This is a genomic window from Deinococcus betulae, from assembly GCF_020166395.1.
Taxonomy (GTDB): Bacteria; Deinococcota; Deinococci; order Deinococcales; family Deinococcaceae; genus Deinococcus; species Deinococcus betulae.
The window spans coordinates 16,344-41,019 of the sequence record NZ_JAIQXU010000013.1 but is presented as its reverse complement, the minus strand read 5'-3'; the positions used below and the strand labels follow the sequence as shown (position 1 = coordinate 41,019).

At 68.1% G+C, this 24,676-nt stretch carries 20 protein-coding genes; 11 read left to right on the top strand and 9 right to left on the bottom strand.

The genetic code is table 11. From position 1 onward, the window contains the following. Position 1 precedes the first annotated feature (1 nt). The 5 genes from K7W42_RS11220 to K7W42_RS11200 all read right to left on the bottom strand — a co-directional run bounded on the left by K7W42_RS11220 (position 2) and on the right by K7W42_RS11200 (position 6,644). Entirely contained in the window at positions 2 to 712 is a 711-nt protein-coding gene (locus K7W42_RS11220; protein ID WP_224574711.1) for a DsbA family protein, read from the bottom strand. Between the two features lie 162 nt (positions 713 to 874). Further along, on the bottom strand, positions 875 to 1,606 hold the full coding sequence (locus tag K7W42_RS11215) for a hypothetical protein (RefSeq protein WP_224574709.1): 732 nt from the start codon (positions 1,604 to 1,606) through the stop codon (positions 875 to 877). Then, positions 1,603 to 4,698 (bottom strand): excinuclease ABC subunit UvrA, encoded by a 3,096-nt coding sequence (gene uvrA, locus K7W42_RS11210; protein WP_224574708.1) that lies wholly within the window; start codon positions 4,696 to 4,698, stop codon positions 1,603 to 1,605. The genes K7W42_RS11215 and uvrA overlap by 4 nt, the downstream gene beginning before the upstream one ends. Positions 4,699 to 4,968: 270 nt before the next feature. Further along, positions 4,969 to 5,931, bottom strand: coding sequence for a hypothetical protein (locus tag K7W42_RS11205; protein ID WP_224574706.1), 963 nt, complete (start codon positions 5,929 to 5,931; stop codon positions 4,969 to 4,971). Beyond that, on the bottom strand, positions 5,928 to 6,644 hold the full coding sequence (locus K7W42_RS11200) for a M23 family metallopeptidase (protein WP_157461283.1): 717 nt from the start codon (positions 6,642 to 6,644) through the stop codon (positions 5,928 to 5,930). Before K7W42_RS11200 ends, K7W42_RS11205 begins: the two co-directional genes overlap by 4 nt. 583 nt (positions 6,645 to 7,227) lie before the next feature. Here K7W42_RS11200 and K7W42_RS11195 point away from each other — a divergent pair. The 3 genes from K7W42_RS11195 (at position 7,228) to K7W42_RS11185 (ending at position 11,290) form a co-directional block, all read left to right on the top strand. After that, a complete protein-coding gene (locus K7W42_RS11195) occupies positions 7,228 to 8,892 on the top strand; it encodes an FAD-dependent oxidoreductase (RefSeq protein WP_224574704.1) in 1,665 nt (554 codons plus the stop codon). Further along, complete coding sequence (locus K7W42_RS11190) at positions 8,889 to 10,283, top strand: sensor histidine kinase (RefSeq protein WP_224574703.1); 1,395 nt, start codon at positions 8,889 to 8,891, stop codon at positions 10,281 to 10,283. Before K7W42_RS11195 ends, K7W42_RS11190 begins: the two co-directional genes overlap by 4 nt. Before the next feature lie 233 nt (positions 10,284 to 10,516). Further along, a complete protein-coding gene (locus tag K7W42_RS11185; RefSeq protein ID WP_224574701.1) occupies positions 10,517 to 11,290 on the top strand; it encodes a metallophosphoesterase family protein in 774 nt (257 codons plus the stop codon). Positions 11,291 to 11,446: 156 nt separating this feature from the next. Here the strand turns inward: K7W42_RS11185 and K7W42_RS11180 are convergent, their stop codons facing one another. Together K7W42_RS11180 and K7W42_RS11175 are read right to left on the bottom strand one after the other, a co-directional pair. Continuing rightward, positions 11,447 to 11,908, bottom strand: coding sequence for a hypothetical protein (locus tag K7W42_RS11180; RefSeq protein WP_224574699.1), 462 nt, complete (start codon positions 11,906 to 11,908; stop codon positions 11,447 to 11,449). Positions 11,909 to 12,338: 430 nt separating this feature from the next. After that, complete coding sequence (locus K7W42_RS11175) at positions 12,339 to 13,517, bottom strand: class I SAM-dependent rRNA methyltransferase (RefSeq protein WP_224574697.1); 1,179 nt, start codon at positions 13,515 to 13,517, stop codon at positions 12,339 to 12,341. 466 nt (positions 13,518 to 13,983) lie between these two features. Between K7W42_RS11175 and K7W42_RS11170 the strand changes: the two genes are divergently transcribed. From K7W42_RS11170 to K7W42_RS11135, 8 genes are all read left to right on the top strand, one after another. Beyond that, positions 13,984 to 14,400, top strand: coding sequence for an META domain-containing protein (locus K7W42_RS11170; RefSeq protein WP_224574695.1), 417 nt, complete (start codon positions 13,984 to 13,986; stop codon positions 14,398 to 14,400). Positions 14,401 to 14,647: 247 nt separating this feature from the next. Continuing rightward, on the top strand, positions 14,648 to 15,082 hold the full coding sequence (locus K7W42_RS11165; protein ID WP_224574693.1) for a hypothetical protein: 435 nt from the start codon (positions 14,648 to 14,650) through the stop codon (positions 15,080 to 15,082). Between the two features lie 206 nt (positions 15,083 to 15,288). Beyond that, positions 15,289 to 16,005, top strand: coding sequence for an SDR family oxidoreductase (locus K7W42_RS11160; protein WP_224574691.1), 717 nt, complete (start codon positions 15,289 to 15,291; stop codon positions 16,003 to 16,005). Beyond that, entirely contained in the window at positions 16,002 to 16,538 is a 537-nt protein-coding gene (locus tag K7W42_RS11155) for a hypothetical protein (protein ID WP_224574689.1), read from the top strand. The genes K7W42_RS11160 and K7W42_RS11155 overlap by 4 nt, the downstream gene beginning before the upstream one ends. Before the next feature lie 237 nt (positions 16,539 to 16,775). Further along, a complete protein-coding gene (locus tag K7W42_RS11150) occupies positions 16,776 to 18,026 on the top strand; it encodes a S41 family peptidase (RefSeq protein WP_369411341.1) in 1,251 nt (416 codons plus the stop codon). 300 nt (positions 18,027 to 18,326) lie between these two features. Beyond that, the gene (locus K7W42_RS11145; protein WP_224574687.1) at positions 18,327 to 18,872 is read left to right on the top strand and encodes a biliverdin-producing heme oxygenase; all 546 of its coding nucleotides are present in this window, start codon (positions 18,327 to 18,329) and stop codon (positions 18,870 to 18,872) included. Continuing rightward, entirely contained in the window at positions 18,869 to 21,160 is a 2,292-nt protein-coding gene (locus K7W42_RS11140) for an ATP-binding protein (RefSeq protein WP_369411340.1), read from the top strand. The genes K7W42_RS11145 and K7W42_RS11140 overlap by 4 nt, the downstream gene beginning before the upstream one ends. Then, the gene (locus K7W42_RS11135; protein WP_224574685.1) at positions 21,157 to 21,594 is read left to right on the top strand and encodes a response regulator; all 438 of its coding nucleotides are present in this window, start codon (positions 21,157 to 21,159) and stop codon (positions 21,592 to 21,594) included. Before K7W42_RS11140 ends, K7W42_RS11135 begins: the two co-directional genes overlap by 4 nt. Before the next feature lie 131 nt (positions 21,595 to 21,725). Here the strand turns inward: K7W42_RS11135 and K7W42_RS11130 are convergent, their stop codons facing one another. Next, a complete protein-coding gene (locus K7W42_RS11130; protein ID WP_224574683.1) occupies positions 21,726 to 23,465 on the bottom strand; it encodes a thiopeptide-type bacteriocin biosynthesis protein in 1,740 nt (579 codons plus the stop codon). Next, positions 23,462 to 24,616 (bottom strand): hypothetical protein, encoded by a 1,155-nt coding sequence (locus K7W42_RS11125; protein WP_224574681.1) that lies wholly within the window; start codon positions 24,614 to 24,616, stop codon positions 23,462 to 23,464. Before K7W42_RS11125 ends, K7W42_RS11130 begins: the two co-directional genes overlap by 4 nt. Positions 24,617 to 24,676 lie beyond the last annotated feature (60 nt).

Below are 24,676 nucleotides of genomic sequence, written 5' to 3'. Positions count from 1 at the left end.
CTTACTTGCTCGCGGCGTCAATAGCGCGGCTGATGTCGGCAAAGGCGTAGCTGCCCTGCTTGCCGTCGGCGGTCATGACCTGGGCGCCGTTCACGAACACCGTGGGGGTGGCGTTGACGCCCGCGTCATTGACCTGCTTCTCGTCGGCGTCCACGCGGGCGGCGGTGACGTCGGTGTCGAGGCAGGTGTTGAAGGCCGCGCTGTCCACGCCCTCGACATTGCCGGCCAGGTCCTTCAGGCGGGTTTTGGTGGCCCAGGCCTGGCTTTCCGGCCCCTGCGCACGGAAGAGAATGCTCTTGAAGCTGGTAAAGGCGCCGTTTCCACCCTGGTCATAGACGCACTTGGCCGCCTGGGCGGCAAATTTGGAGTCGTTTTCGTTCAGGCGGGCCACCTCGGACAGAAAGGGCCAGACCAGCGTGTACTGCTTGATTTTGCCGGTGTCCACATACTTATCTTTCAGTTGCGGGGCCACGGTCTCTTCAAAGCTCTTGCAGACAGGGCACTTGAAGTCCTCGACCACCACGACATTGACAGGGGCACTGTCCTGGCCGTTGTAGGGCTGGCCGGCCAGGTTAAAGTTGCCCTTCAGCCCCGCGCCAGCGGCAGGTTTGCCCTGTACAGCGAAAATCGCCAGCCCAATCAGCGCGGCGGCGGCCAGGGTGCCGATAACCAGCACCGTGCGGTTGGAGTTGTTGCCCTGCAATCTCGTCATAGCGCCGAGTGTACCGTCCCGCTTCCAGGACTTCTCTCTATTTCCTTTCCAGAAGCAGCAAGAGGCGGCCGACATGGGCCAAGAGCTCGGCTGTTCCAATCACGACCAAAGTAGCGCCGCCCCCAGGTGACCAGGGACGGCGCCGGCACAGCGGACAAACAGTCAGACAGGCTGAGCAGCCAGCCGTTCACGGCGCCGCGCCTGGGCCCGCAGCACCAGACCCACGATCTGCCGCACTGCGCTGATGCCTAGGCCCAGCAGCAGGGCGAGCAGGGCCGTGCGCTGAAAGTCCTCGCGGCCCGGCAGCGTCAGTTCGGGGTCAATCTTGGTGGCAAAGCGGCCCGCCGCCACCAGCACGCCGGCAAACAGCGCCCCCGCAAACGGCAGCACCAGCAGGCCGCCTGAATGCTTGAGCAGCAGCAACCCGCCCAGGGCGCCGCCGACCAGTGGCAGCACCACCGACCACTGCTCGGGGGGCGCCACCGGACTGAAGTAGCCCAGGCCGCCCAGCACCAGCCCGGCGTAGCCGTACCAACCACCAAACTCGTCGGCCAGGATGGTTAGCAGCACCCAGGCCAGCAGGCGGGTCGTCCACTCGCCGGGCGTCCACATGAAGTAAGCCAGCAGCCCCAGCACCAGGACCCCGCCCAGCAGGTGAATCAGAGCGTGGGTGGCGCTTCGGGTGGGGCCTTGCGGGAGTGGGGCCGCCAGCACGGACGGCGCGGGGGCCTCGGCCTGCGGGGCCGGGCGGCCCAGGGCTGGAGAGCTGGGAAAGGGGCGACCAGCGGGGGCGGCCGCCACCGAGGCGGCGCGGCCCAGGGCCTCTGGCTGTCCCTCAGCCGCCTGGGTCTCTCCTCTCTGGGCGTTGGTCTGCGGGTCGGGCGGAACGGTCATGCGCTTTCTTTCTTAGCACGACTCTTGCGTGCAGGGGCGGCGGCGACCAGCTCGCCCTCGTCGGGTGCCGGCGACGTAGCCGCTTTACGCGGGGTCCGCTTGGCCGGTTTGGCATCGGCCACCTCGCTGATTTCACGCGCCGTGGCCGGTTCAATGCCCGGCACCCGGCGCAGGTACTCGCCCGTATGGCTGGTGGGGTGCGCGGCCATCTCCTCGGGCGTGCCGGTGGCGACCACCATGCCGCCGCGCACGCCGCCTTCGGGGCCCAGGTCAATCAGGTGGTCGGCGCACTTCATCACGTCCAGGTTGTGCTCGATGATGACCAGCGTGTTGCCGCCCTCGACCAGCCGCTGCAAGACTTCCATCAGCTTGCGGACATCCTCGAAATGTAGGCCGGTGGTGGGTTCATCGAGGATGTAGATGGTCTTGCCGGTGGCGCGCTTGGACAGTTCGCTGGCCAGCTTGATGCGCTGCGCCTCGCCGCCCGAGAGGGTCGTGCTGGGCTGCCCAATGCGCATGTAGCCCAGGCCCACGTCGCACAGCAGGCTCATCTTGCGCTCAATGGCGGGAATGGCTTCAAAGAACTTCTGGGCGTCTTCCACGGTCAGGTCCAGCACGTCCGCAATCGTCTTGTGGTTGTACTTCACTTCCAGGGTTTCGCGGTTGTAGCGCGCGCCCTTGCAGACCTCGCACGGCACGTAGATGTCCGGCAGGAAGTTCATCTCGATCTTCATGACGCCGTCGCCCTTGCAGTGTTCGCAGCGCCCGCCCTTCACGTTGAAGGAGAAGCGCCCGGCCTGGTAGCCCCGGCGACGCGCTTCGGGCGTGCGGGTAAACAGGTCACGGATTTCGGTGAACACGCCCGTATAGGTGGCGGGGTTCGAGCGCGGCGTGCGGCCAATCGGGCTCTGGTCAATCTCGATAACCTTATCGAGGTGGTCCATGCCTTCAATCCGGTCGTAGCGGCCCGGCGTGGTCTTGGCTCCGTTCAGCTCGCGGGCCAGGGTGGCGTGCAGGATGTCGTGAATCAGGGTGCTTTTGCCGCTGCCGCTGGGGCCGGTCACGACGGTCATGGTGCCCAGTGGAATGTCGATGTCCACGTTCCGCAGGTTGTGTTCGCGCGCGCCGAAGACCTTCAGGTGCTTGCCGTTGCCCCGGCGGCGACTGGTGGGCACCTCGATCTTCAGCTCACCGCGCAGGTACTTGCCGGTCAGGCTGCCCCTATTCTTCTTGACCTGCTCGGGGGTGCCGACCGCCACCACCTGACCGCCGTGGACCCCGGCGCCGGGGCCCATGTCCACCAGATAGTCGGCCTCCATCATGGTGTCCTCGTCGTGTTCCACCACGATCAGGGTGTTGCCGAGGTCGCGCAGGTTTTTCAGGGTGCCGATCAGGCGGCCGTTGTCCTTGGGGTGCAGGCCAATGCTGGGCTCGTCGAGCACATACAGTACGCCGGTCAGGCCGCTGCCGACTTGAGTGGCGAGGCGAATACGCTGGGCCTCGCCGCCGCTGAGGGTATTGGCCGTGCGGTCCAAGCTCAGGTAATCCAGGCCCACATCCACCAGAAATTTCAGGCGGGTGCGGATGGCCTTCAGGATGGGTGCGGCCACCGCCGCACCGAAATCGTTCAGGGTGTACTCGTAGCGCAGGGGCCCGTGGGCTTTGGCCGTGCCGCCCAGGTGGCTCTTCAGGAATGGCTCGATGGCGTCGTGGGTCAGTGTCTTGTCTTGCAAGCCGGTAAAGAAGGCGTCGGCTTCCAGCACGCTCATGCCGCTGGCCTGCGAGATGTTGATGCCGCCTATGCGCACCGCCAGAATCTCGGGCTTGTAGCGGGTGCCGCCGCAGGTGGGGCAGGGCCGCAGTTCCATCAACTCTTCCAGCTTCTCACGCATGAACTCGGACTCGGTGTCGGCGTAGCGGCGCTCCAGGTTGGCAACGACCCCTTCAAATTCGGTCATGAAGCGCATGGTTTCTTTGCCTGCACGGCGATACACCACTTCAAAGGGGGCGCCGGGCCCCTCCAGGATGGCGTCCTGGGCGGCTTTGGGCAGCTCCCGCCAGGGCACCTTGACGCTGAAACCCATATGCTCGGCCAGGGCCTGCAACTTGTCCCAGTAGTACACGCCGCCGCCCGTGCCCTTTTTGCTCCAGGGCAGAATGGCGCCCTCGGCAATCGACAGTTTGTCGTCAATCACGAGGTCGGGGCTAAATTCCTGCTTGCTGCCCAGGCCCGCGCAGTCGCCGCACGCCCCGTAAGGCGAGTTGAAGGAGAACGACCGGGGTTCAAGTTCTTCCAGCACGCTGCCGTGTTCGGGACAGGCGAACTTCTCTGAATACAGCTCCTCGTGGGCGCTGCCGTCCTCGCCTACATCGGGCATCAGGACACGCAGTAGGCCCTCACCCCGGCGCAGGCCCAGCTCCACGCTCTCGGCCACACGGCTGCGGTCGGTTTCACGCAGAGTCACGCGGTCAATAACCACGTCCACGTCGTGCTTCTCGAACTTTTCCAGCTTCAGCTTCTCGGCTTCTTCCAGTTCGTACAGCGTGCCGTCTACCCGCACGCGGGCAAAGCCCTCGCGGCGCAGGTCGGCAAACAACTTGCGGTATTCGCCCTTACGTCCGCGCACCACTGGGGCCAGCAGGATGGCGCGCTTGTCGGCAAAGCCGGCCAGCAGGCGGTCGGTGATTTCGCTGGGGCTCTGCTTCTCGATCTTGCGGCCACAGATGGGGCAATACGGGGTTCCCACGCGGGCGTAGAGCAGACGCAGGTAGTCGTGAATCTCGGTAACTGTGCCCACGGTGGAGCGGGGGTTGTGGCTGGTGGTCTTCTGGTCAATGGAGATGGCCGGAGACAGACCCGTGATGCTCTCCACATCCGGTTTTTCCATCAGACCCAGGAACTGCCGGGCGTAGGCCGAGAGGCTTTCCACGTAACGGCGCTGGCCCTCGGCGTAGATGGTGTCGAACGCCAGGGTGCTTTTGCCACTGCCCGAGACGCCCGTAATCACCACAAACTGGTCGCGCGGCAACTCGACCGTAATGTCTTTGAGGTTGTGCTCCTTGGCACCCTTCACAATCAGGTTGTTTTGCAAGGCCGTGCTCCTTGAATTGTGCGGCCAGGACAGCGTGGCGGGGCCGCCGTGAGTTCTGCTGCGCGCGTAAGGCAGGGCCTCCGCTTCTGAAACGAGACAGTCTAGCAGGTCACGGCAGGAGGGGGCTAGGGCGGGGTGAGAAGGCCGGCGAGAGGCCAAATCCACGATCAGAGCGTTCGTGGATTTGGCCTCTCCAGGAGTGAACACAGAGGCAGACTTAGTCGGCCCATCCGGCACCACTCCAGCTCGGTTGATCGCTCTGTCCACCTCTTACGGCAGCGTCAGCACCCGCACATTGCCGTCTTTGGCGCTTAGGTAATTCAGCAGTTTGCCGTCTGGGCTAATGCCCCAGTCACTCTGGCGCACCTGATCACCCAGGTCGCCCAGGGTCGTCCAGGCGTTCGCCGTTACGTCGTACTGCCGGAGCGTATGGGGACCGCCCGAGGTCTTGAGAGGAATCAGCAGCAGGCGCCGGCTGTCCCGCCAGCGGTAAGAGCCGTAGTCGTTCAGCTCGCGCGGCGTGCCGCCCGCCGTGGCCTGCACCCACAGTCCGTTTCTGGCCGCCGAATCAAAGGCGATGGTGTAGGCCACGAAACGGCCGTCCGGGCTGACCGTCAGGGCCCGCACGCCCAGCGCCTGCCGCAGCACCCGCCGCGCGCCGCTGCGAATGTCCAGCGTGAACAGTTCGCGGTCGCGGGCCTGCGGGGTGGATTTGCCCGTCAGCAGCAGCGTGCTGTCGTTTAACCAGGCGCTGACACCGCCGCCGTACAAGGTGGCCACCTGCCGGGGGGCACCAAAAACATCCGCCACGAACACCTGCGAGGCGCGGCGGTCGTAATTGCCGCTGGTGTCGCTGCGCGTATACGCGGCCCGCGTCTCGGCCCGGTTCCAGGTCACGTCTGACCCGCGCGTGGGCAGGGTGAACTTGCGCCCATCGGCCAGGCGCTCGAAGGTGGTCGCGTCGCCCGTGCCTGGCCGCACCGCCCAGCGCAGGGCCGGAGAAAAGAACGCTACGCTGGAAAAGCGCCGGGTGACGGCGCCGCCGCTGGCACTGACCTGATAGATGCCCGTGCTGCCGCGTGCCGGGGGACCGTCGAGAAACAGCAGCGCGCGGGAATCAGGGGTCCAGACTGCGCCGGGGCAGCATTCACCGCTGAGGACCGCGCGCGACGGGAGGGTAGCCGCCAGGGCCGAGCCTGCCAGCAAGGCAGCCAGCACCAGTCGCCGGCTCACCGCGCCCCTCCGGGCGAGGGTGGCCAGGGATTTTTAAACTCGTTGAGCAGGGCTCCGCCGCGCAGCGCCGCCGGCTGGCTGTCGGGAGTTTGCCAGCGGCGCGGCTGGGTCAGGTCGTACTCGTAGCCGCGCCCAAAGCTGCCCGCCAGCGCCAGCGAATTCCAGTCGGCAGCGATATAGGGCAAGGGATTGAAAAAGCGCTGGTGCGCGCGGTCTCGCAGTTCCAGGTGCAGATGCGGCGCGCTGACACAGGTGCCCTGTGAGTCGCCGCTCTCCCCCACCACCTGCCCACGTTTAACCGTTTGACCCACCCGCAACGGTGAGCGCACGCGCAGGTGCCCGTAGAGGCTCGACAGGTTGCCCGCATGGTCAATCACGAGGTTGTGGGGCGGGCTGCCGTGGGGGCCGTCCACCTCGGCCACCACACCGTCTCCAATCGCCAGGACCGGCGTGCCGCACGGCGCGCTGAAATCCAGCCCCGCGTGGATGCCCTGGAGGTTGCCGTAGGTGCTGCGGCGCTGGCGGTACGCCCCAGTCGTGTTGCCGTAGCCCTGGCCCAGCAGCCAGGTGTCGGGGCCAGGGGCGCCCTTGAAAGGCAGGCCGAATTGCCCTTTGGGCGGCGCAATGGCGCTGAGGGGCAGCGGCGCGGCGTAGTGCGCCAGGGCCACCCCGGTCAGCACCACGGGCAGCGCAAGCAGTCGGCGGGGGAGCATACCCGATGCTGGCGGGTTCGGGGGCTGGTGAGCGTGGGCGCGGCTACCATCTGGAGGCATTGGACCAGAAGAGGCCAGGATGATTCTTGTAGGCCCCACCCCCCAGCCCCCTCCCCCAGAGGGGAAACGACTTCGCCGCGCAGGGCGGCCTGCGCGTTGCCGCTGGTTTGACTGACGCGCCTGGAACCTGGTGACAGGGGGAGCAGACGTTGGCACTGGGCAAGAGTTTTGACTGGCGTTGGCGAGGCCGCACAGTTCGCCGACGTGTCCGGCCTCGACGCCATCCGCTGCCCCGCCGGAAGGGCCTGCGCGCTGCGCGCGCAATGGCCTCGCCTGGACCTGGGCGCTGAGGGGGCAAGAAAACTTGATGTGGCCTAGAGGGTCTACTTTTCAAAAGATAGAGTCCTTATTAAAGTCGTCTCGTGGGGCGTTTTCCTACTGTGGATGAGGGGGCGATCTTTTTCTTCTGTAGCCTTGCAAGTCGTTTCTCTTGGTCGGCCTGACCTGCTGCGGGACAAGACTGCGGCGCTGGCCCACTTCTTACGACGGCATTTGGCATTAGCCTGAGGTTCTGGAGGCCCCAATGCCCAAGCCGGTACTGCTGACTGTTGATGACGACCCTCAGGTGTTGCGGGCGGTCGAGCGCGACCTGCGTGAGCGCTACCGCCAGGACTACCGGGTGATGCGCGCCGCTTCGGGCACCGAAGGCCTGGAGACCCTGCAAGAACTCGCGGCGCGCGGCGTGCCCGTGGCGCTGATTCTCTCGGACCACCGCATGCCCGAAATGGACGGCGTGGAGTTCCTCAAGGCCTCCCTGCCTCTCTTTCCCGAGGCCAAACGCGCGCTGCTGACCGCCTACGCCGACACCAGCGCCGCCATCCGCGCGATCAATCAGGTGGGGGTGGACCGTTACCTGCTCAAGCCCTGGGACCCACCCGAAGACGGGCTCTACCCCGCACTGGATGAGCTGCTGGCCGAGTGGCGCCTGACGTACCGCCCCGCCTTTGAAGGGGTGCGAATCCTGGGCAGCCGCTGGTCGCCGCGCGCCTATGAGCTGCGGGAATTTCTAGCGCGCAACCATGTGCCCTACCAGTGGCTGGATATCGAGAGTGAAGCCGACGACCCTGACTTAAAGCGCCTGAGAGCCGTGGTGGATGCGGGAGTCGAGTTACCGCTGGTCGAATTGCCCGGCGGCGCCCAGCTGCCCGCCCCCACGCCCGCCGACCTGAGCGAGCATGTGGGCCTGCAAACCCGCGCCGAGCAGGAGTTTTACGACCTGCTGATCGTGGGCGGCGGCCCGGCGGGGCTGGCCGCTGCGGTCTACGGGGCGTCCGAGGGCCTCAGAACCCTGCTGGTCGAGCGTGAGGCGCCGGGCGGGCAGGCGGGCCTGAGTTCCCGGATTGAAAATTACCTGGGCTTTTCCACCGGCATCTCGGGCAGCCGGCTGGCCCAGGAGGCGGTGATTCAGGCCCGGCGCTTTGGGGTCGAGATCGTGACGCAGGCGGTCACGGCCCTGCGCGCCGACGGGCCCTACCGGGTGCTGGAGCTGGCCGACGGGTCGTCGGTCAGTGGGCACGCCGTCATTCTGGCCACCGGCGTACAGTGGCGCGCGCTGGATGTGCCCGGGCTGGCGCCGCTACAAGGCGCGGGCGTGTACTACGGCGCCGGCACCACCGAGGCGCTGGCCTGCAAGGACGAGGACGTGTATATCGTGGGCGGCGCCAATTCGGCGGGGCAGGCGGCCATGAATTTCGCCCGCCACGCGCGGCAGGTGGTGCTGCTGGTGCGCGGGGCTTCGCTGGCGACCAGCATGTCGCAGTACCTGATTGAACAGATTGAGCAGACGCCGAACATCCGTGTGGAGCTGAATTCCAGTGTGGTGGGCGTGCACGGCACCGAACGCCTGGACGCCATTGACGTGCACTGTTCCATCAGTGGGCAGACCCAGACCCTGGAGGCCACCTCGCTGTTCATTTTCATCGGCGCCGAACCGGGCACCGACTGGCTTTCCGGCACCCTGGAGCGCGACGGGCGCGGCTTTATCCTGTCTGGACCGGACCTGATGCACGGGGGCAAGCGCCCCAAAGGCTGGCCCCTGGACCGCGACCCCGGCCTGCTGGAAACCAGCCTGCCCGGCGTGTTCGCGGTGGGTGATGTGCGGCGCGGGTCGGTCAAGCGCGTGGCGTCGGGGGTGGGCGAGGGCTCGGTGGCGATCTCGTTCGTGCATCAGTATCTGGCGCGGGTATGACCGGCCCCAGCTTGAGGAGCGCCCTGCGCCGCATTGGCGTCCTGAGCGACCTGACCGACGAGGACCTGGACTGGCTGGCCGCTCAGGGCATCGAAGCCCGCTACGCGCCCGGCGAGGTGGTAAACCGCCAGGGCGACCACGCCAGCGACATGCAGGTGATTTTGCAGGGCGCTGTAGAAGCGCGCCGCGACGCCGAGGGGCTGCTGGGCCCCCGCTACCAGGCGCGTGCAGGCGACCCTTTTGAGGTCAGCGGCAAACTGCCCTACTCCCGCCTGACCACCTACCCGTCCACCTCGCGGGCACTGGAAGAAACGTGGCTGTTCCGGCTGCCGGAAACTGCCTTCCCGGCCATGCTGGCGCGCCTGCCGCAGCTGGGCCCGCGCCTGGTGGCGGTGATGTCGGACCGTATCCGCGACTCGGCGCAGAGTGAGGTGCAGCGCGAGCGCCTGCTGTCCCTGGGCCGGCTGGCCGCCGGGCTGGCGCACGAACTCAATAACCCCGCCTCGGCCAGTCGCCGCGCGGCGCGCCGCTTGCGAGACGCCCTGGCGACGCAGCGCACCGCACAGACCGCCCTGGCCACCCAGCCCCTGAGCGCCGAGGCCCGCGCCGCGTTGGAGGGACTTCAGAGTCGGCTAGACACCGCCCAGCCCCGTCATCTCAGCGCCCTGCAAAGGAGTGACGCCGAGGACGACCTGCATGATTGGCTGGACGATCAGGGCGTGCCTGACGCCGCCGAACTGGCCCCGGTCCTGGTTGAGGCGGGCCTGCACCACCAGGACCTCCTTTCGTTGTCCCAGGCAGCGTTTGGGGACACCCTGGGCGCGGCCCTACACGCGCTGGCGGCCGACGCGGCGGTGTCGGCCCTGGTGCAGGAGGTCGAAGAAGGCACCGCCCGCATCTCGTCGCTGGTGGGGGCCATCAAGGAACACACCCACCTGGACCGCGCCGACCGCGCCCCGACCGACGTGCGCCGGGGCCTGGACAGCACGCTGACCATGCTGGGCCACTGCCTGAAAGGCAGCGTGACCGTTGAGCGCGACTACACCCCGGACCTGCCCACGATTGACGCCAATGCCGGCGAACTGAATCAGGTGTGGACCAACCTGATCGACAACGCCGCTGACGCGATGAACGGCCGGGGCCACCTGCTGGTGCGCGCCGTGACCCAGGGCCCCGACCTGGTGGTCGAGATTGTGGACGACGGCCCCGGCATTCCCGAGGACGTGCGCGCCCACATCTTTGATCCCTTCTTTACGACCAAGGACGTGGGCAGCGGCAGTGGCCTGGGGCTGGACATCTCGCGGCGAATTGTGCAGGGGCACCGGGGCGAGATCAGCGTGAGCTCGCGCCCCGGCGAGACGCGGTTTCAGGTGCGCTTGCCACTGAAGTGAGACGGACTCCGACTCCATTGTTGGCGAGAACGATTCCATCTGAGCTGACTTACAGAGCTTGGCAAGACAGCTCTTCGAATCCACAGGAGAGGGAGAAAGGGCAAAAGCGGGCTGACGGGCGTGGAAGTTACGCACTGGAACAGAACCGATGTGGAAACGGAAGAGCTTGCATCTGAATGAGGCCAGCGGGCCGTGCCCAACATCGGCGCGGGCTTTCCTCTCTTGGAGGTCTCATGCGTATTGCGGCGCTGTATGACATTCACGGCAATCTGCCCGCCCTGGACGCCGTGCTGCGCGACGCAGACGCAGCTGGCGCCGACCGTATCCTGATCGGCGGTGACGTGGCGTATGGGCCACTGGTGCCCGACACGCTGGACCGCCTGATGGCGCTGGGGGACCGGGCGCTGTGGCTCCGGGGCAACGCCGACCGGGAGCTTCTGGAATTCCAGGCGTTGGGGCACACTCGCCAGCCCGTCGCCCCTGAGATTCAGCAGGCCCTGGTGTGGGAGGCGCAGCGCCTTGGGCCGCACCATTGGAACTGGCTCCGGGCCCTGCCCCAGCAGCAGCGGGTGGAGGTCACAGGTCTGGGGGCCACCCTGTTCTGCCACGGGTCGCCCCGCAGCGACGAGGAGATCATTACGGCCCTGACCTCGCCGGAGCGGCTGGGGCGAGTCCTGGCGGGCGTAAATGAGCAACTGGTGGTATGCGGGCATACGCATGTGCAGTTTGACCACAGCTGGCCCGGCAGGCGGATCGTGAATGCGGGCAGCGTGGGCCTGCCCTATCAGGCACCGGGGGCCTACTGGGCGCTGCTGGGAGACCGGGTAGAACTTCGCCGGACGGCATATGACCAGAGACAGGCGGCGGCCCTCTTCCGCGCCAGTGGGCATCCGCTCTGTGAGTCGTTTGCCAGAGCGCTTGAGCAGCCCGTCACCGCCGAAGACGCCAGCCGCCTGTTTGAGCAGCGGGCCCTGGAGCAGGAACAAGGCAAGGCGTCGCAGGACTGATATGAGGTCTTTGCAGTAACGGTGGGGGCAGTTATTGCTGCCCTAAAGGCCTCTCTGCTCCGCAACTTTGGCAGTCCGCTTGTCCAGAGAAGTTGAGAATAAAGCCCCCAAAGAGGCGGTCCAGTTCGCCCTAGGGCGTGTCGGCGAAGGGGGACTTCACGTCCACAGCACTGTGCCTTCACGAATATCTACCCACTGCAGGCACTGTTCTGGATTCACATCGATCGCTCTTTCCGCGCCTTCACGCGCCCATGGGGGCACCCAGCACAGCAGCGCTGGCCCCCAGCTGACATCGGAGCCAGAAGGGGGAGGCACCGGCGCGATCCACGTGTCCCAGGGGGGCATGTTGTTCTGGTCAAAATACCCACTCGTGGCCACGTAGGCTGCCCCGTCTGACAGCGAGTACGCCGGTTCGACCACCAGAAACGCTTGGGGCCGTCTCACTTCCCGTTCCACGGTCAGGTCCGAATGATGACCGGAGTCCGTGGCCGCAGACAGCAAGTGTCGCCGCTCAGCTTGAAATGCTGTCAGCTCAGCTGTCAGGTCAGCGCTATCGAACGTTTCGTAGGTGCTGAGAACCGTGGTGAACGGAGCCAATGCCCGGCTTCGGAGTGCCATGGCAGGCAGTGAAGCGGCAAGATCTGACGCCCACCACGACGCCCAACTTGGATGGTCAAAGGCCAAGGGCTCAATCGAAGCCAGAAGGGCGGCTTCATCGAACGCTGGAACACAACGTCTGATGTACGTCAGACACTCGTCCAGGGCACCCAGAACAGACATAGGACGTTGTACCACCTTGGCCTACACGACCTAGGACCAGGGTCACCCCTCACTGTGGCCGTTGGCGAGCGGTCATTTCGTTCCTCCAGCGCCGCTGAGGCTGTGACCCTTAACCACTCGAGGTGCTACTAGGACCGTAATCAGGCCCCTTCCACTTCTCCGAACGGGGAGAACCCCGCAGCAGCGCGCGGGGGACAATCAAGCTCTGGGCGTAGCGTCAGCAACCCAGCACTGTTCTGGCTGGCCGACAAAAGCGATAGAACCCGCCTTACGCCTTCTTCAGCAGGATGCTTTTCAGGTACAGGCTTTCGGGCACGCTGAGCAGATGGGGATGGTCGGCGGGCTGGTAGGTCACGGCCAGCACCTCGGCGTCGGTGTCGGCCTCGGCAGCGGCCACGCGGGCCGCGTCCAGCAGGTCATCCACACGGATGTAATGGGCGCAGGTGCTGACCAGCAGGTGCCCGCGGCTCTCCAGCATTCGCAGGGCGCGCGCCGCACCGTCGGTAAAGATGCGCTTGGCGCGCGGCACGTCGTCGCGGCGCTTGGCCAGGGTGGGCGGGTCAAGGACAATGGCGCCAAAGCGGCGCTTTTCTTTTTCCAGCGCGGCCAGCTGCTCCAGCGCGTCGCCCCAGCGCACGCCCACACCCACGCCGTTGGCCCGCGCCGCGCTCTCCAGGGCGCCCAACGCCACGCTGTCCTTGTCAATGGCCACCGCCTTTGCCCCGGCCTTTGCGGCGTGCAGGCTGAATCCCCCGGTGTACGAGTACACGTCCAGAAAGCCAGTGCCGGGCTGCACCAGCGACCGCATGAGGCGGCGGTTGTCCCGCTGGTCCAGAAAGAACCCGGTCTTCTGGGCGTCCATCGGGGCAAAGTTCAGGGTCAGGTCGTCTTCAAAGAACTCCACGCGCGCGGGCACCTCGCCCCACAGGGGACCGCTGACCGGGTCCAGGCCCTCCTTGCGGCGTTCACCCGTGTCGCTGCGCTCGTAGGCGCTGGCAGCCGCCGTCTCCTCTTTCAGCGCCCGCAGAATCAGGTCGCGGTGACGCTCAACGCCAGCATTGCGCAGTTGTACCCCCAGCACGCTGCCGAATTGGTCAGCCACCACGCCGGGCAGACCGTCGGCCTCGGCGTAGAGCACCCGCACGCCATCGGTGTTTAGGATGCGGCCGGCCCGCCGCGCCAGGGCGGCCTTCACGCGGCTGCGGTAAAACGCCAGGTCCACGGCCTCGTCCTGCCAGGTCAGCAGGCGCAGGGGCGTGGCGCCCTGCGGATTAAAGTAGCCGCGCGCAATGACTTTCGAGGAATCGGGGCCGCGCACGTTCACGACCTCACCCGCCTGAATGCCGTCGTCGGCGCGGGCGATGTCGCCGCTGTGACCAAACGGGTAGCGCCCGCCAATGCGGCGCACCGCCTGAGGTTGCAAGGTGACGGTGGGAGACTTCTTCACCTGCGCAGGGTAATACGGATGGGGAACGAGACAGAAACGCAGCGGCGACACCGCGCTGAATACAGAGGGGCCCGCTGAGTCTAGAGACTGACCTTGTAGACCTCAGACGCAGGCCGGTCACGTCGCAGCCAAGCGCTTCCAGGGGCCGGGGAACGGTCAGCGAAAACAAGCCGTCGCCATGTCAAACGGACTTCACAGCGACAGCTTGCTGCCGAATCCTTGAGTCGGCGCCGCTCTGAGGTACTGTCCCCCTCACCGCAGCACGGAAAAGAACCAGCACCCTCCTTCCTCTCCAGCAGCGGGGTAACCTGGCCACACCACAGTCAGCCTCTGCCCACAACACGAAATAGGTTCTGTACTGAGGCTCCGACCGCTTCAGAGAGACAGAGACTCATCCGAGGTTGTGCTGGCCCTGCCGCTAAAAAAATCATCAGATTGGCGTCACTCGCAGCCGCCATCTTGCCGCATGCGTGTTTTTCTGAATCTTGCGCTCCTGACAGCTTTTTCTGCCGCCAGTGCGGCGGTGCCCGCACCTCTGAACGGCATCTGGAAACTGACGGGATTCACAGTGAATGGCAAGGCCGTCAAAGCCCCCGAACCGACGCTGGTGATCGTGGGCAACCGTGTGAGCGGCCGGTTGGGCTGCGGCTCGTACCAGGGCACCATTTCAGCGGGCAACAACGCGGTGAAAGTCCAGGTGGTGCCTGACCCGCCCCCCGCCAACGTCAAATGCCTGTACGCGCTGCCTGGCGACTACCACGGGGCACTGAACGCCGCGACTGGGTACGCCATCACGCAGGACACCCAGCAACTGGTGCTGTTCTCCAAGACGGGCCGCCTGACCTTTCAGCGCATCGGGTACGTCACGCCCGCCGGCAAGTAAGACGCGGGGGCGGTGACTCGGCAGCAGCCTCTTAACGGGCCCGCACAGCGGCGCCAGCAGAGGAGCAGCCACACCGGAAGGCAAGCGGTGGACGGGCATCAACGCGCCTAAGAGCACCGCACGCCTCTATCACGCAGCCGCCCGAGCTTTGGGGCCGCAGCTGGGTAGCAGAGCACAGCTCTATTTCTCAACGTCTGACCAAGACGACGTTAGGGGCACCGCTGGCCTGCGGGCGGTATACCGACCTGTGACGTCCTCTGCGGCACTCAAACCCATGCCGGTCTGGCTGCGCCTCACCGGGCTGCTGACGTGCTTCCTGCCGCTGCTGGCCTACATTGCCAGCGCGCTGCGCACCCAGAGCCTGGGGGAAGTGGTGGGTGGCCTGCTGTTCATGCTGATTCTCAGCTTCTTTGTGGTGCTGCTGTTTCTAGTGCCGCTGGTGGTGCCGCCTATCTGTTGGCTCCTGGGCTTCCGGCCAGGTGCAATGGCGGGGTCCGGACTGCTGGGGCTCATCGGCGTGGGGTTTCTTGCCGCGCACGCCTCAGAGACGGACCTGATGCTGGGCGGGCTGCTGTGCGTGCATTTTGTCTTGTGCGGGGTGCTGGCCTGGGAATGGCGCGGCGCCTTGGCCCAGCAGCAGCGGGCGCAGCAAGCGGCGGGGCCGGGTCCAGACGACTGGTAGGGGCTTCTGCTGTGTTCCAAAGCCGGCCTTGGCACAGGCGCAAGACACACGGTTAAGGTGGCGTGCGACTTCAGCTGTGCCTCTCTCGCCAGGGCGGCTGCACTGATACAGCTTGTGCCAGAGGCGGCAGCAGGTCCTCCGGGCCGCCCCGCGCGCCGTCCAGAAGGCAAGGGGCCCTCTTCCCGCCGCAGTGTTACCCTGCCGGGATGACGCAGCAACACTCTTTACAGGGGCGCGTGGTGGCGGTTACCGGCGCCAGCAAGGGCATTGGGCTGGCACTCGTGCGGGCACTGGCCGCGCAGGGGGCGGCGGTAATAGGCGGCGCCCGCGACGTGAGCGGTTTACAGGAAACGGGCGTGACCTTTCAGGCCCTGGATGTCAGCGACCCGGCCAGCGTGGCGGCCTTTGCATCGGCCTGCCGCGAGGCGGGCGTGGACGCTCTGGTCAACAACGCGGGCGTGGGCACCTTCAAGCCGGTGCAGGACATCACCCCGGAGGACTACCGCCGCGTGATGGACACGAACGTGCTGGGCACCATCCTGACCACGGGCGCCCTGGTGGCCCACTTTCAGGCACGGCATGCCGCTGGACAGGGCAGCCAGGTCGTGAACGTGACCAGCGACGTGTCGGGGCGCACCTTTGCGAGCGGCGCGCTGTACACCGCCAGCAAGTTTGCCCAGCGCGCCGTGACGCACGCCCTGGCCTACGAGGGACAGGCGTATGGCCTGCGCGTCACCGAGATTCGCCCCGGCATGGTGGACACCTACTTTGGGGACACCCAGCAGGGCGAAGCGCACAAGGCCGCCTGGCTGCGCCCGGAGGACGTGGCCGACGCCGTGGTGTACGCCCTGACGGCCCCCGCCCACGTCCGTATTGACGAGGTGCTGCTGCACCCCACCGTGCAGGAGGTCGCCTACCCATGAGGCGCCTGCTGCTGGCCGGCGCGGTGCTGTTGTCGGGCTGCGGCCTGATTCCGACGCCGAGGGTCGATGTGGACAACACGTCGCTGCGCCTGCCCGGCAGCGCGCCCCTGAGCGGCAAGGTTGTCTATCTGGAGACCGACGCCCTGGCGGGCAACCGGGTGCCGGCCGCCCTGCAACAGATCACCATTCGCGGGCAGGCCACCTACCGCACGGCGGGACTGGGCACCCTGCGCTCGGCGGGACTCTATGTGCGCTCTACGCTGACGGCGCTGCCAGCCACCTGCACCGTGTCGCCCGCCACCCCCACCGCCCCGCGCATGGTCGTGTGCGACGCGGCAGGCGAGGCCAGCCAGTTCATCGGCACCCTGGAGCTGCGCGCCGGGCAGGGCCAGCCTTTTAGCCTGGGGGGCGCCGCGCTGGACACCGCCGCGAAGGCTGGTCACGGTTACTTTGGCATGGCCTTCAGCGCTGGCCAGAGCGTCTGGACCGACTCTCTTGACCTGACCGGGATGACCGCCAGCGCCCGGCTGTAGCCAGACCATAAAGGCAACCTCATAGTGCCCCAGGGTGAGAGCGAAAGTCTGTCATAGACAGCGCTCTCCGTGGAGGCGTGTAGTGATGTGTGCCAACGGAACCCCACTGTCCAGCCAGGCAGCCTGTCTCTGTTCCCGCCCTGGCCAGGGGCACCCCCGGCATATGAAGGGGGCAGCGGGACCGCGAAGGTGCCTCCCCTTTCCTTCTAACCCTTACCACTGCCCTAGCGTCTGGAGGTGCCCCTGACGCTGACCGCCCGCCTGATGGGTCTGGCCCTGCTGAGCCTGAGTGCTGCGCAGGCCAGCCCGGCCACCGACCTGTTTCGCGCCGCCACCGACACGGTGCGCCGCGACTATTACGGCTGGGCCACCGCCGACCTGGACGCCCTGAGCAGTCAGTACGCCGCCCAGCTGGACGAGCGCTGCGCGCCGCAGGGTGACGCCTGTTCGTTCGAGACGGGCCGCGCCGTGCTGACCGACCTGTTCACGGCCTACGGCGACGCCCACACCAACGTGCGTGACCCCGAAGCCGCCGAGCGCCTGCGCGAGATTCAGCGGGGGCAGGCGGTCAGCCGCACCGGCGCCCGGACCTCCCGCGTAGAGGGCGGCCTGCTGGTGGTCTCGGTGATGCCTGGCAGCCCGGCCGAGGCGGCGGGCCTGCGCGTCTTTGACCTGCTGACCACCGTGGCCGGCGAGCCCGCTGGCAAACGGGACGGCGAGAACGCCCCGGTTGGTCCTACCGAATTTGTGCGCCTGGAACGGGAGGGCCGTGACTTCCCTGTGACAGTGCAGCGGGCGGGCAGCGCCGACTTCACCCTGTCCCTGGGCACCCAGCGCCTTCAGGCACGCGATGAACCCACCCTGAGCTGGACTGGCCCAGAAGGCCGCACCGCCCTGATTACCTACCCCAGCTTTCTGCCGCGTGACGCCTCTGAACTGTTTCTCCGGCAGGTGCAAGAGGCGCAGCGCGGCGGCGCCCGCGCCCTGATCGTGGACCTGCGTTACAACGGCGGCGGCAGCCTGACCGAGTGTGTGGCCGCCGCCAGCATTTTTGGGCCGGTGGAATACCGCAGCCACTCGAAGGGCGGCAACGCCGTGTATGCGGGTGCGGGCGGTCAAGAAACCCGGCCAGGCCAGCGCCCGCCCCGGCCTGGGATCTGGGCGGGCCCAGCAGCAGTGCTGGTTGGCCCCAACACAGCCTCGTGTGCCGAGGTCTTTACGGTGTACGCCCAGCGCACCGGGGTGCTGGCGGTGGGCGAGAGCACCAAGGGCGTGGGCAACAGCGGCGTGATTTTTCAGGACCTGCCCGACGGCGGCCTGGTGTCGGTGACGGTGCTGCGCGCCTATGGCCCCGACGGTCAGCCGCTGCCCGAGCGGGTACAGCCCGACGTGCTGGCCCCCACCGACCTGACCCTGCTGACCCGCGAAGGCCGCGACACCACGCTGGAAGCGGCCCTGGAGGCCCTGCGCGGCACAGCCCTGCGGTGAAGCGGGAAGAGTGTCAGGTCCTTTTGACAGGCAAGGGCTCGGCACAGCCCACGGACGCCGCCCAGGCAAACCCCAGTGGAGCCTCTGAGCCAGCAGCGTCGAAGGAGGCTCGACCCAGAGGCCGGGCGATTCTGCGCCGGTTCCCTTCAAGCCAGCAAGCCGTCGCCGTCACCGCACAGGAGGCAGTCGGCGCACACCGGCGGCTGTTTCAGGACCAATAAGGGGGCACCCCCTCCCCCACCACAGACCATCCAGACACCCCGTCCTCAGGCGGGCGCCGTGCTAGGGTCGCCTGGACCCATGCTGATGTCACGCCTGAAAGTCGCCACTGCCCCGCACCATCAGGCGGTGGAAGCCCTGATGCCGGTCATGCAGGCTGACCTGACCCGCCAGGGTTACGCCCAGGTGCTGCGCGGCCTGCACAGCGTCGTGCAGCCTCTGGAAAGCGCACTGCTGGCCCTGCCGCTGCCACTGGCCTTTGAGCTGCCCCGGCGTGTCAAGGCCCCGCAACTGGCGCGCGACCTGGCCGCGCTGGGCCTGACAGCGGCGCCGGGCGCGCCCCTGACCCTGCCCGGCGTGCCTGAAGGGCTGGGCGCGCTATATGTGCTGGAAGGGGCCACGCTGGGCGGCCAGATTATTGGGCGGCATCTGCGGGCGCGCGGCATTACGCCGGACAGCGGCGGCGCCTATTTCTCGGGCTACGGGCCGCAGACTGGCCCCATGTGGCAGGCCTTTGGCGCGGCCATGAACAGCGAGGTGGCCCCCGAGGACGAGGCGCGCGTGCTGGCCGGCGCCCGGCAGACCTTCGACGCCTTTGGGGCAGCGCTGCGGGCGGTGGCGGCGTGACAGTGCCGACTGACGTGCCGGCAGCCGGCGGCACAGGTCCCGGTGACCTCCTGCCCCCCACCTATCTGGGCGGCCCCACCATCACGGCCGACAACTGCGAGCGCGAACCGATTCAGATTCCAGGCAGCATTCAGCCGCACGGCGCGCTGCTGACCGCCGACGCCGAGACGGGCGTGGTGGTGCAGGTCAGTGCCAATGCCGAAGCGCTGCTGGGCCGCCCGCCAGAGGCGCTGCGGGGGCAGGACCTAGGCGCGCTGCTCAGCGACGCCGAATTGGCCCCGCTGCGCAGCGCGCTGCCGGCGGGTGTGCCGGACCACCTGCAGTACCGCGCGGTGCTGGAGCGGCCCGCAGGCCGGCTGGCCCTGACCGCCCACCGCGCCGCCGGACTGCTGATTCTGGAGCTGGAAGCCACCGGGAGCGCCGACCCCAGCGGCCCCCAGGCCCTGCGCAACGCGCTGTTTGCCCTGGAGGGTGCCCCCAGCCTGGCGGCCCTGACCCAGACCGCCGCCGACGCCGTGCGCGACCTGACCGGTTTTGACCGCGTGATGATCTACCGCTTTGCCGAGGACGCCAGCGGCGAGGTCATCGCCGAGGCCCGCCGGGACGACCTGCACGCCTTTTTGGGCCACCGCTTTCCCGAGTCCGATATTCCGGCGCAGGCGCGCGCCCTGTATGTGCGCCACCTGCTGCGCCTGACCGCCGATGTGGACGCCGCGCCTGCGCCGCTGGACCCCGTGCTCAACCCCCGCACCGGGCAGCCCACCCCGCTGGGCGGCGCGGTGCTGCGGGCCACCTCGCCCATGCACCTTCAGTACCTGCGCAACATGGGCGTGCGCTCCAGCCTCTCGGTGTCCATCGTGGTGGCGGGGCGGCTGTGGGGCCTGATTGCCTGTCATCACCTGGGCGCCCATGTGGTGCCGCCCGAAACCCGTACTGCCCTGGAATACCTGGGCCGGGTGCTGAACTTGCAAGTGCAGCAAAAGGAGCGCGCCGATACCGACGCCTTTCGCCAGGGCCTCCAGGCGCGGCGCCTGCGGCTGGCCGAGGCGGCGGCACACTCGGTCTCGCCGCTGGCCACCCTGAGCGCCCCGGCGCTGGACCTGACTGGCCTGATGCGCGCGGGCGGCGCCGTCGTCTTTTTCGAGGGCCAGTGGCGGGCGCTGGGCGTGACCCCAGCCCCCGACCAGATTGAGGCGCTGCTGGCGTGGCTGCGCAGGCAAGCCGACCCCCTGGTCGCCACCGACGCCCTGAGCGAGACCTGGCCAGAGGCGGCCGCGTTTGCCGAGCAGGCCAGCGGGCTGCTGGCCATCAGTGTGGGGCGCGGCTGGGCCGAGGGGGTGGCGTGGCTGCGCCCAGCCATCACCACGCGCGTGGCCTGGGGCGGGGCCACCCCCGAACACGCCAAGGGCGACCTGGGCCCGCGCCAGTCGTTTGACACCTACATTCAGACGGTGCGCGGCCGCGCCGAACCCTGGCACCCCGGCGAGCGGGAAGAGGCGCAGGAGGTGCAGCGGCTGCTGACGGGCGCCCTGGGCGAGCGCCTGACCGTGGTGCGCGACCTGAACGCGGCCCTGGAGCGCGCCAACGCCGAGTGGCGCCGCTACGCCTTCGTGATTGCCCACCATATGCAGGAACCGGTGCGCCTGATTACCCAGTTCGCCGAGCTGTTTCAGCTGCGTTACCAGCATCAGGTGGACCCCGGCGCCGGGCAGATGTTCCGCTTCATGCTGGACGAAACCGCGCGCCTGCGCAGCCTCACCCACGACCTGCACAGCTACACCGCGCTGCTGTCGGCCCCGCCGCCGGTGCGCCGGCCAGTGGACCTGGCGCGGCTGGTGCCGGAGGTCGCGCGCGAGTTGGACGGGCAGCTTCAGGCGGTAGGCGGCGCGCTGCACCTGGACGGGCCTCTGCCCACGGTGCAGGCCGACCCGGGCGAACTGCGCGACCTGCTGCGGCACCTGCTGGCTAACGCCCTGACGTTTGGCGGCCCGGCGCCGCAGGTGACCGTAGACGCCGAGCGGCGCCCCGGCGCCTGGGCGCTGACGGTGCGCGACCAGGGACCTGGCATCGCCCCCGATTACCACGAGCAGGTCTTTGGCCTGTTCGGGCGGCTGGGCCGGCGGGAAGACAGCCCCGGCAACGGCATTGGGCTGGCGCTGTGCCGCAAGATTGCCGAGCGCCACGGCGGCACGCTGACGCTGGTGTCGGCGCTGGGCCAGGGCGCGGCCCTGACGCTGCTGCTGCCGGACCCCCGAGGGGCCGGAATGGCCGAAGGCAGTTCGGCATGACCCGCCCCCCCGTTCACCTGCTGCTGGTTGAGGACAACCCCGCCGACGTCTTTTTATTGGAAGCGGCGCTGGACCTGGCCGCCGTTCCGGTGGAGATGACCGTGGCCCGCGACGGCCTGGAAGCCCTGGAATACCTGCACCAGACCAAGGCGGGCGCCCGCCTGCCCGACCTGATCCTGCTGGACCTCAACATGCCGCGCATGAACGGCTTCGAGTTTCTGGCGGCGGCGCGCGCCGACCCCGACCTGATGGGGCTGGTGATTCTGGTGTTCACCACCTCCAACGCCGAGGCCGACGTGAAGCGGGCCTACGCCCTGCAAGCCAACGCCTACCTGAGCAAACCCGCCAACCTGGACGCCTTCTTGCAGACCGTTCATCTGCTGGAAGCCCACTGGTTTGGCGCCGCTACGCTGCCTCGCAGTTTCGCGCCTTAGGTACTGGGGGCAGCTCCCCTTCGGCGCTCTGGTGAACTGCGGACAATGCGGCGTCACGCTCCTCACTGGCAAGATGTTGAAGCAGGCGCGGCGCTGAGGCAGTCCTCTCAGCGCCGCGCCCTCCTGGCCCTCTAGGCCGGGCCGCCCACCGGCACCATGTAGGTCGTGAACTCGCCCACGCCGTCCAGATGCAGCAGCGCGTTCACCGCATCGTCGTAAAACCCGCCGATGGTCAGGTGAGGCAGGCCCTCAGCCGCCGCAATCAGGCACAGGTTCTGGGTCAGGTGCCCGCATTCCAGCAGGGCGTGGCGGTAGGCGCGGTGGTGGTAGTGCGCCTTGAGGTAGGTGTAGTCCAGCACCGGCAGCAACCACGCGGCCACCTGGCGGGCCGGCAGAACGTCGGGGGTGGCGGGGTTCAGGAAGGGCGAGCTGCGTTCCAGCAGTTCTATGGGCGGCACGGTGCCGTAGCGCACCAGCTCGCCGCTGTGTTCATCAAAGACGTAGTGACCGGGGTCGAGCGACTCTATGCGGTAAGCCAGCAGGTGCAGGCGCCACGGATAGCGCCCCCCACCCGACGGATAGGGCCGCCGCTGCACCTGAAACTGCCCGCCCGGATGGGTAATGACGCGCGTGTCTACAATGCCGGCCGCGCCGCGCAGCAGGGTCGCCAGGGTGGGCAGCGGCAGCGGCTGGCCGTAGCGGGCGTAGTGGCTGGTGCGGCGGCGCAGCACCTCGCCCAGCGGCATGGTCAGGTCGCCTTCCGGGCGCTCGGGCAGCGGCACGCGGCGCTGGCCGGGCCAGTGGGGCACCGGGCGCGGCTCGGGCGGGGTGGTGGCGCGCAGTTCGGCCAGGCCGTGTGGGTAGAGCTTGCTGTCCTCGTGGGCACGGTGGTCGGATGACCAGTCGGCGTGCAGGTGCTCGCCCCCCCGGTCCGACAGAATCAGCGCGGCCAGGGTCGCCAGGTAACATTCGTCTTCAATGCTGAAGCCCAGGCGGTTGTGAAACATATGCAGCTGCGAGCGCCAGATGTCCAGGCTGGGGTAACTCAGGGCCCCCTCCACCGCGCGGTAAGCCTGCTGGGCCGCGCGCACCTCGGCCTCCCAGGCCCGCAACAGCTGGCGTTCGGGGCGCTGAGCATAGGTCTGGCGGGCGCCTGTTAGGGACGGCGGCGCGGCAAAGTAGGTGGCCTCGGCGCGCTCGCGGGCGCGGGCGACCTGCTCGGTGGGGGTCGACGAGAATAGCGGCCAGGCATTCACGAACTCGCGCAGCCAGCTGACGCCGCCGGGGGTGTCCAGGTCCAGAGCGCGCACAGTGGTCAGCAGCAGGTGCAGGCCCAGCCCCAGCCGCGAGGCGCGTGAGGGGGTCAGCGGCAGAATCTGAGCGGCAAAGGCGCTGGAGGTCTCGAAAAACGCCTCGCTGATGCCCAGGCCCGCCCGCCCGCCGTAGCGCAGGGTTTCGGGTTCATAGGGCACGGCACGCACCTGGCCGTGCGGGTACCAGCCGTAGGCCTCGGCGGCCCCCATGCGGTGCGCAGGCGGCACGAAGGCGGCGTAGTAGCCCTCGGGGTCGGGGGTGGCAGGCGCGGGCAGGGCAGCGAAGGTGCGGGTCAGTGTGGCCTCCACCTGCGCGGCGGCCTGGGGGGAGGGGTCCCGCAGGCGCATGCGGATGTGAGGGCCGCCCTCCCAGTAGCGAATGAAAAACCAGCCCGCCAGCTCGCCGCGCGTTTGCAGCGCGCCCAGCAGCGGAAAGAGGTCGTGGTGTAGAGCGCGTTCTAGGTCGGCCACCGGGGCGAAGGTGTGGGCGTGCAGCGAAACCCAGGCGGCGGAAACGGGCGGCGGAGTGGGCACAGGCGGCGCGCTGAAGGTGGTCATGCGGCAGTCCTCCGGAGCAGGGGCAGGGAGAGATCGTGAACCGGCGCGCGCCCGCACAGCAGGGCGTAGGCGACGGTCTGGTCGGGCGGCAGGTTCAGCAAGCGGTCCAGCGGCGCCTCGCGGTAGGCCCGCACCGGCCGCGCGAACAGCCCTGCGCGGGCCAGGGCCAGACACAGGCGCTGGGCCCGTTCACCCAGGGTCAGTTGCGTATGCAGAAAGTCCACGTCTGGGCCGTAGCACGCGGTCAGCAGCACAGTGGCATTCAGGCCCTGAACGTTGAGGTCATCGGGGTAGCTGTAGGCGCCGTGCAGGGCCGTGGCCAGCTCGGCGGGCGGAATGGGTAGAGGGGCAGGCGACCCGGCGCGGTAAACGCCAGGGGCCAGGCCGTCCAAACGCTGCGCCAGCAACACGGTGCCGGGGTCTTTCAGAGCCGCCTGAAACGGCGCGGCTGGCGCCGGGCGGCCATCGGTGGTCAGGCCAAAGGCGCCGGGGGCCGAGGAGCGGGCTTGCACGTCATGCCAGGCGGCCGCCGCCTGCTGCGGGTCGGGTGTGGTCTGACCCACCTGAAGCGTGACCAGCGGCTGCCAGTCGGCGCCGAGGTCGGGGGCGGCTGGAGCAGAGTGCTCCTGCAGGCTGAGCCCCAGCCCCGTGCCCAAGTGCCGCAACGCGCCCAGCAGGTGGCCAGCTTCCAGCGCCGCCAGCGTGGGCCGCAGCGTGCCGTAACTGTCCGGAATGGTGGGTAGATGGCCCAGCAGATGCAGATGCACGGGGTCGTCTGCTGATGGCGCGGCTACCGCTCCGGCCAGTGGGCGCAGCGCCGCGCGGTGGGCGTCCAGCAGCCAGCGGCCCTGTGGGGTCTCTAGGATCAGGTGCACGGCGTACAGCGCGCGCGGAGACGGATAGGCGCGGTGCGGGTTGTACGGAGCGTGCGGCTCCACGCGCAGGGGTGTAGCGGCCAGGCGCAGCAGCAGGGCCAGCCGCGCCCACAGGTCCGCGCCCGCCGGATGGTCCAGCACCGCCCAGTCCAGCGGCAGGGCTGGGCCCAGCGGCCAGGCGTCCAGCGCAGGCGGCTGGCCGGGGCGCGCCGGGGCCGACACCTCTTTCAGATACGACTGCTGCAGGGCGTGCAGGGGCGGGTAAGGCGGGGTCATGGGGATTCACCTCCTGAACGTGGTGAGTGAAGGGAATGAGAGGATGCTTCCTTGAGCCGG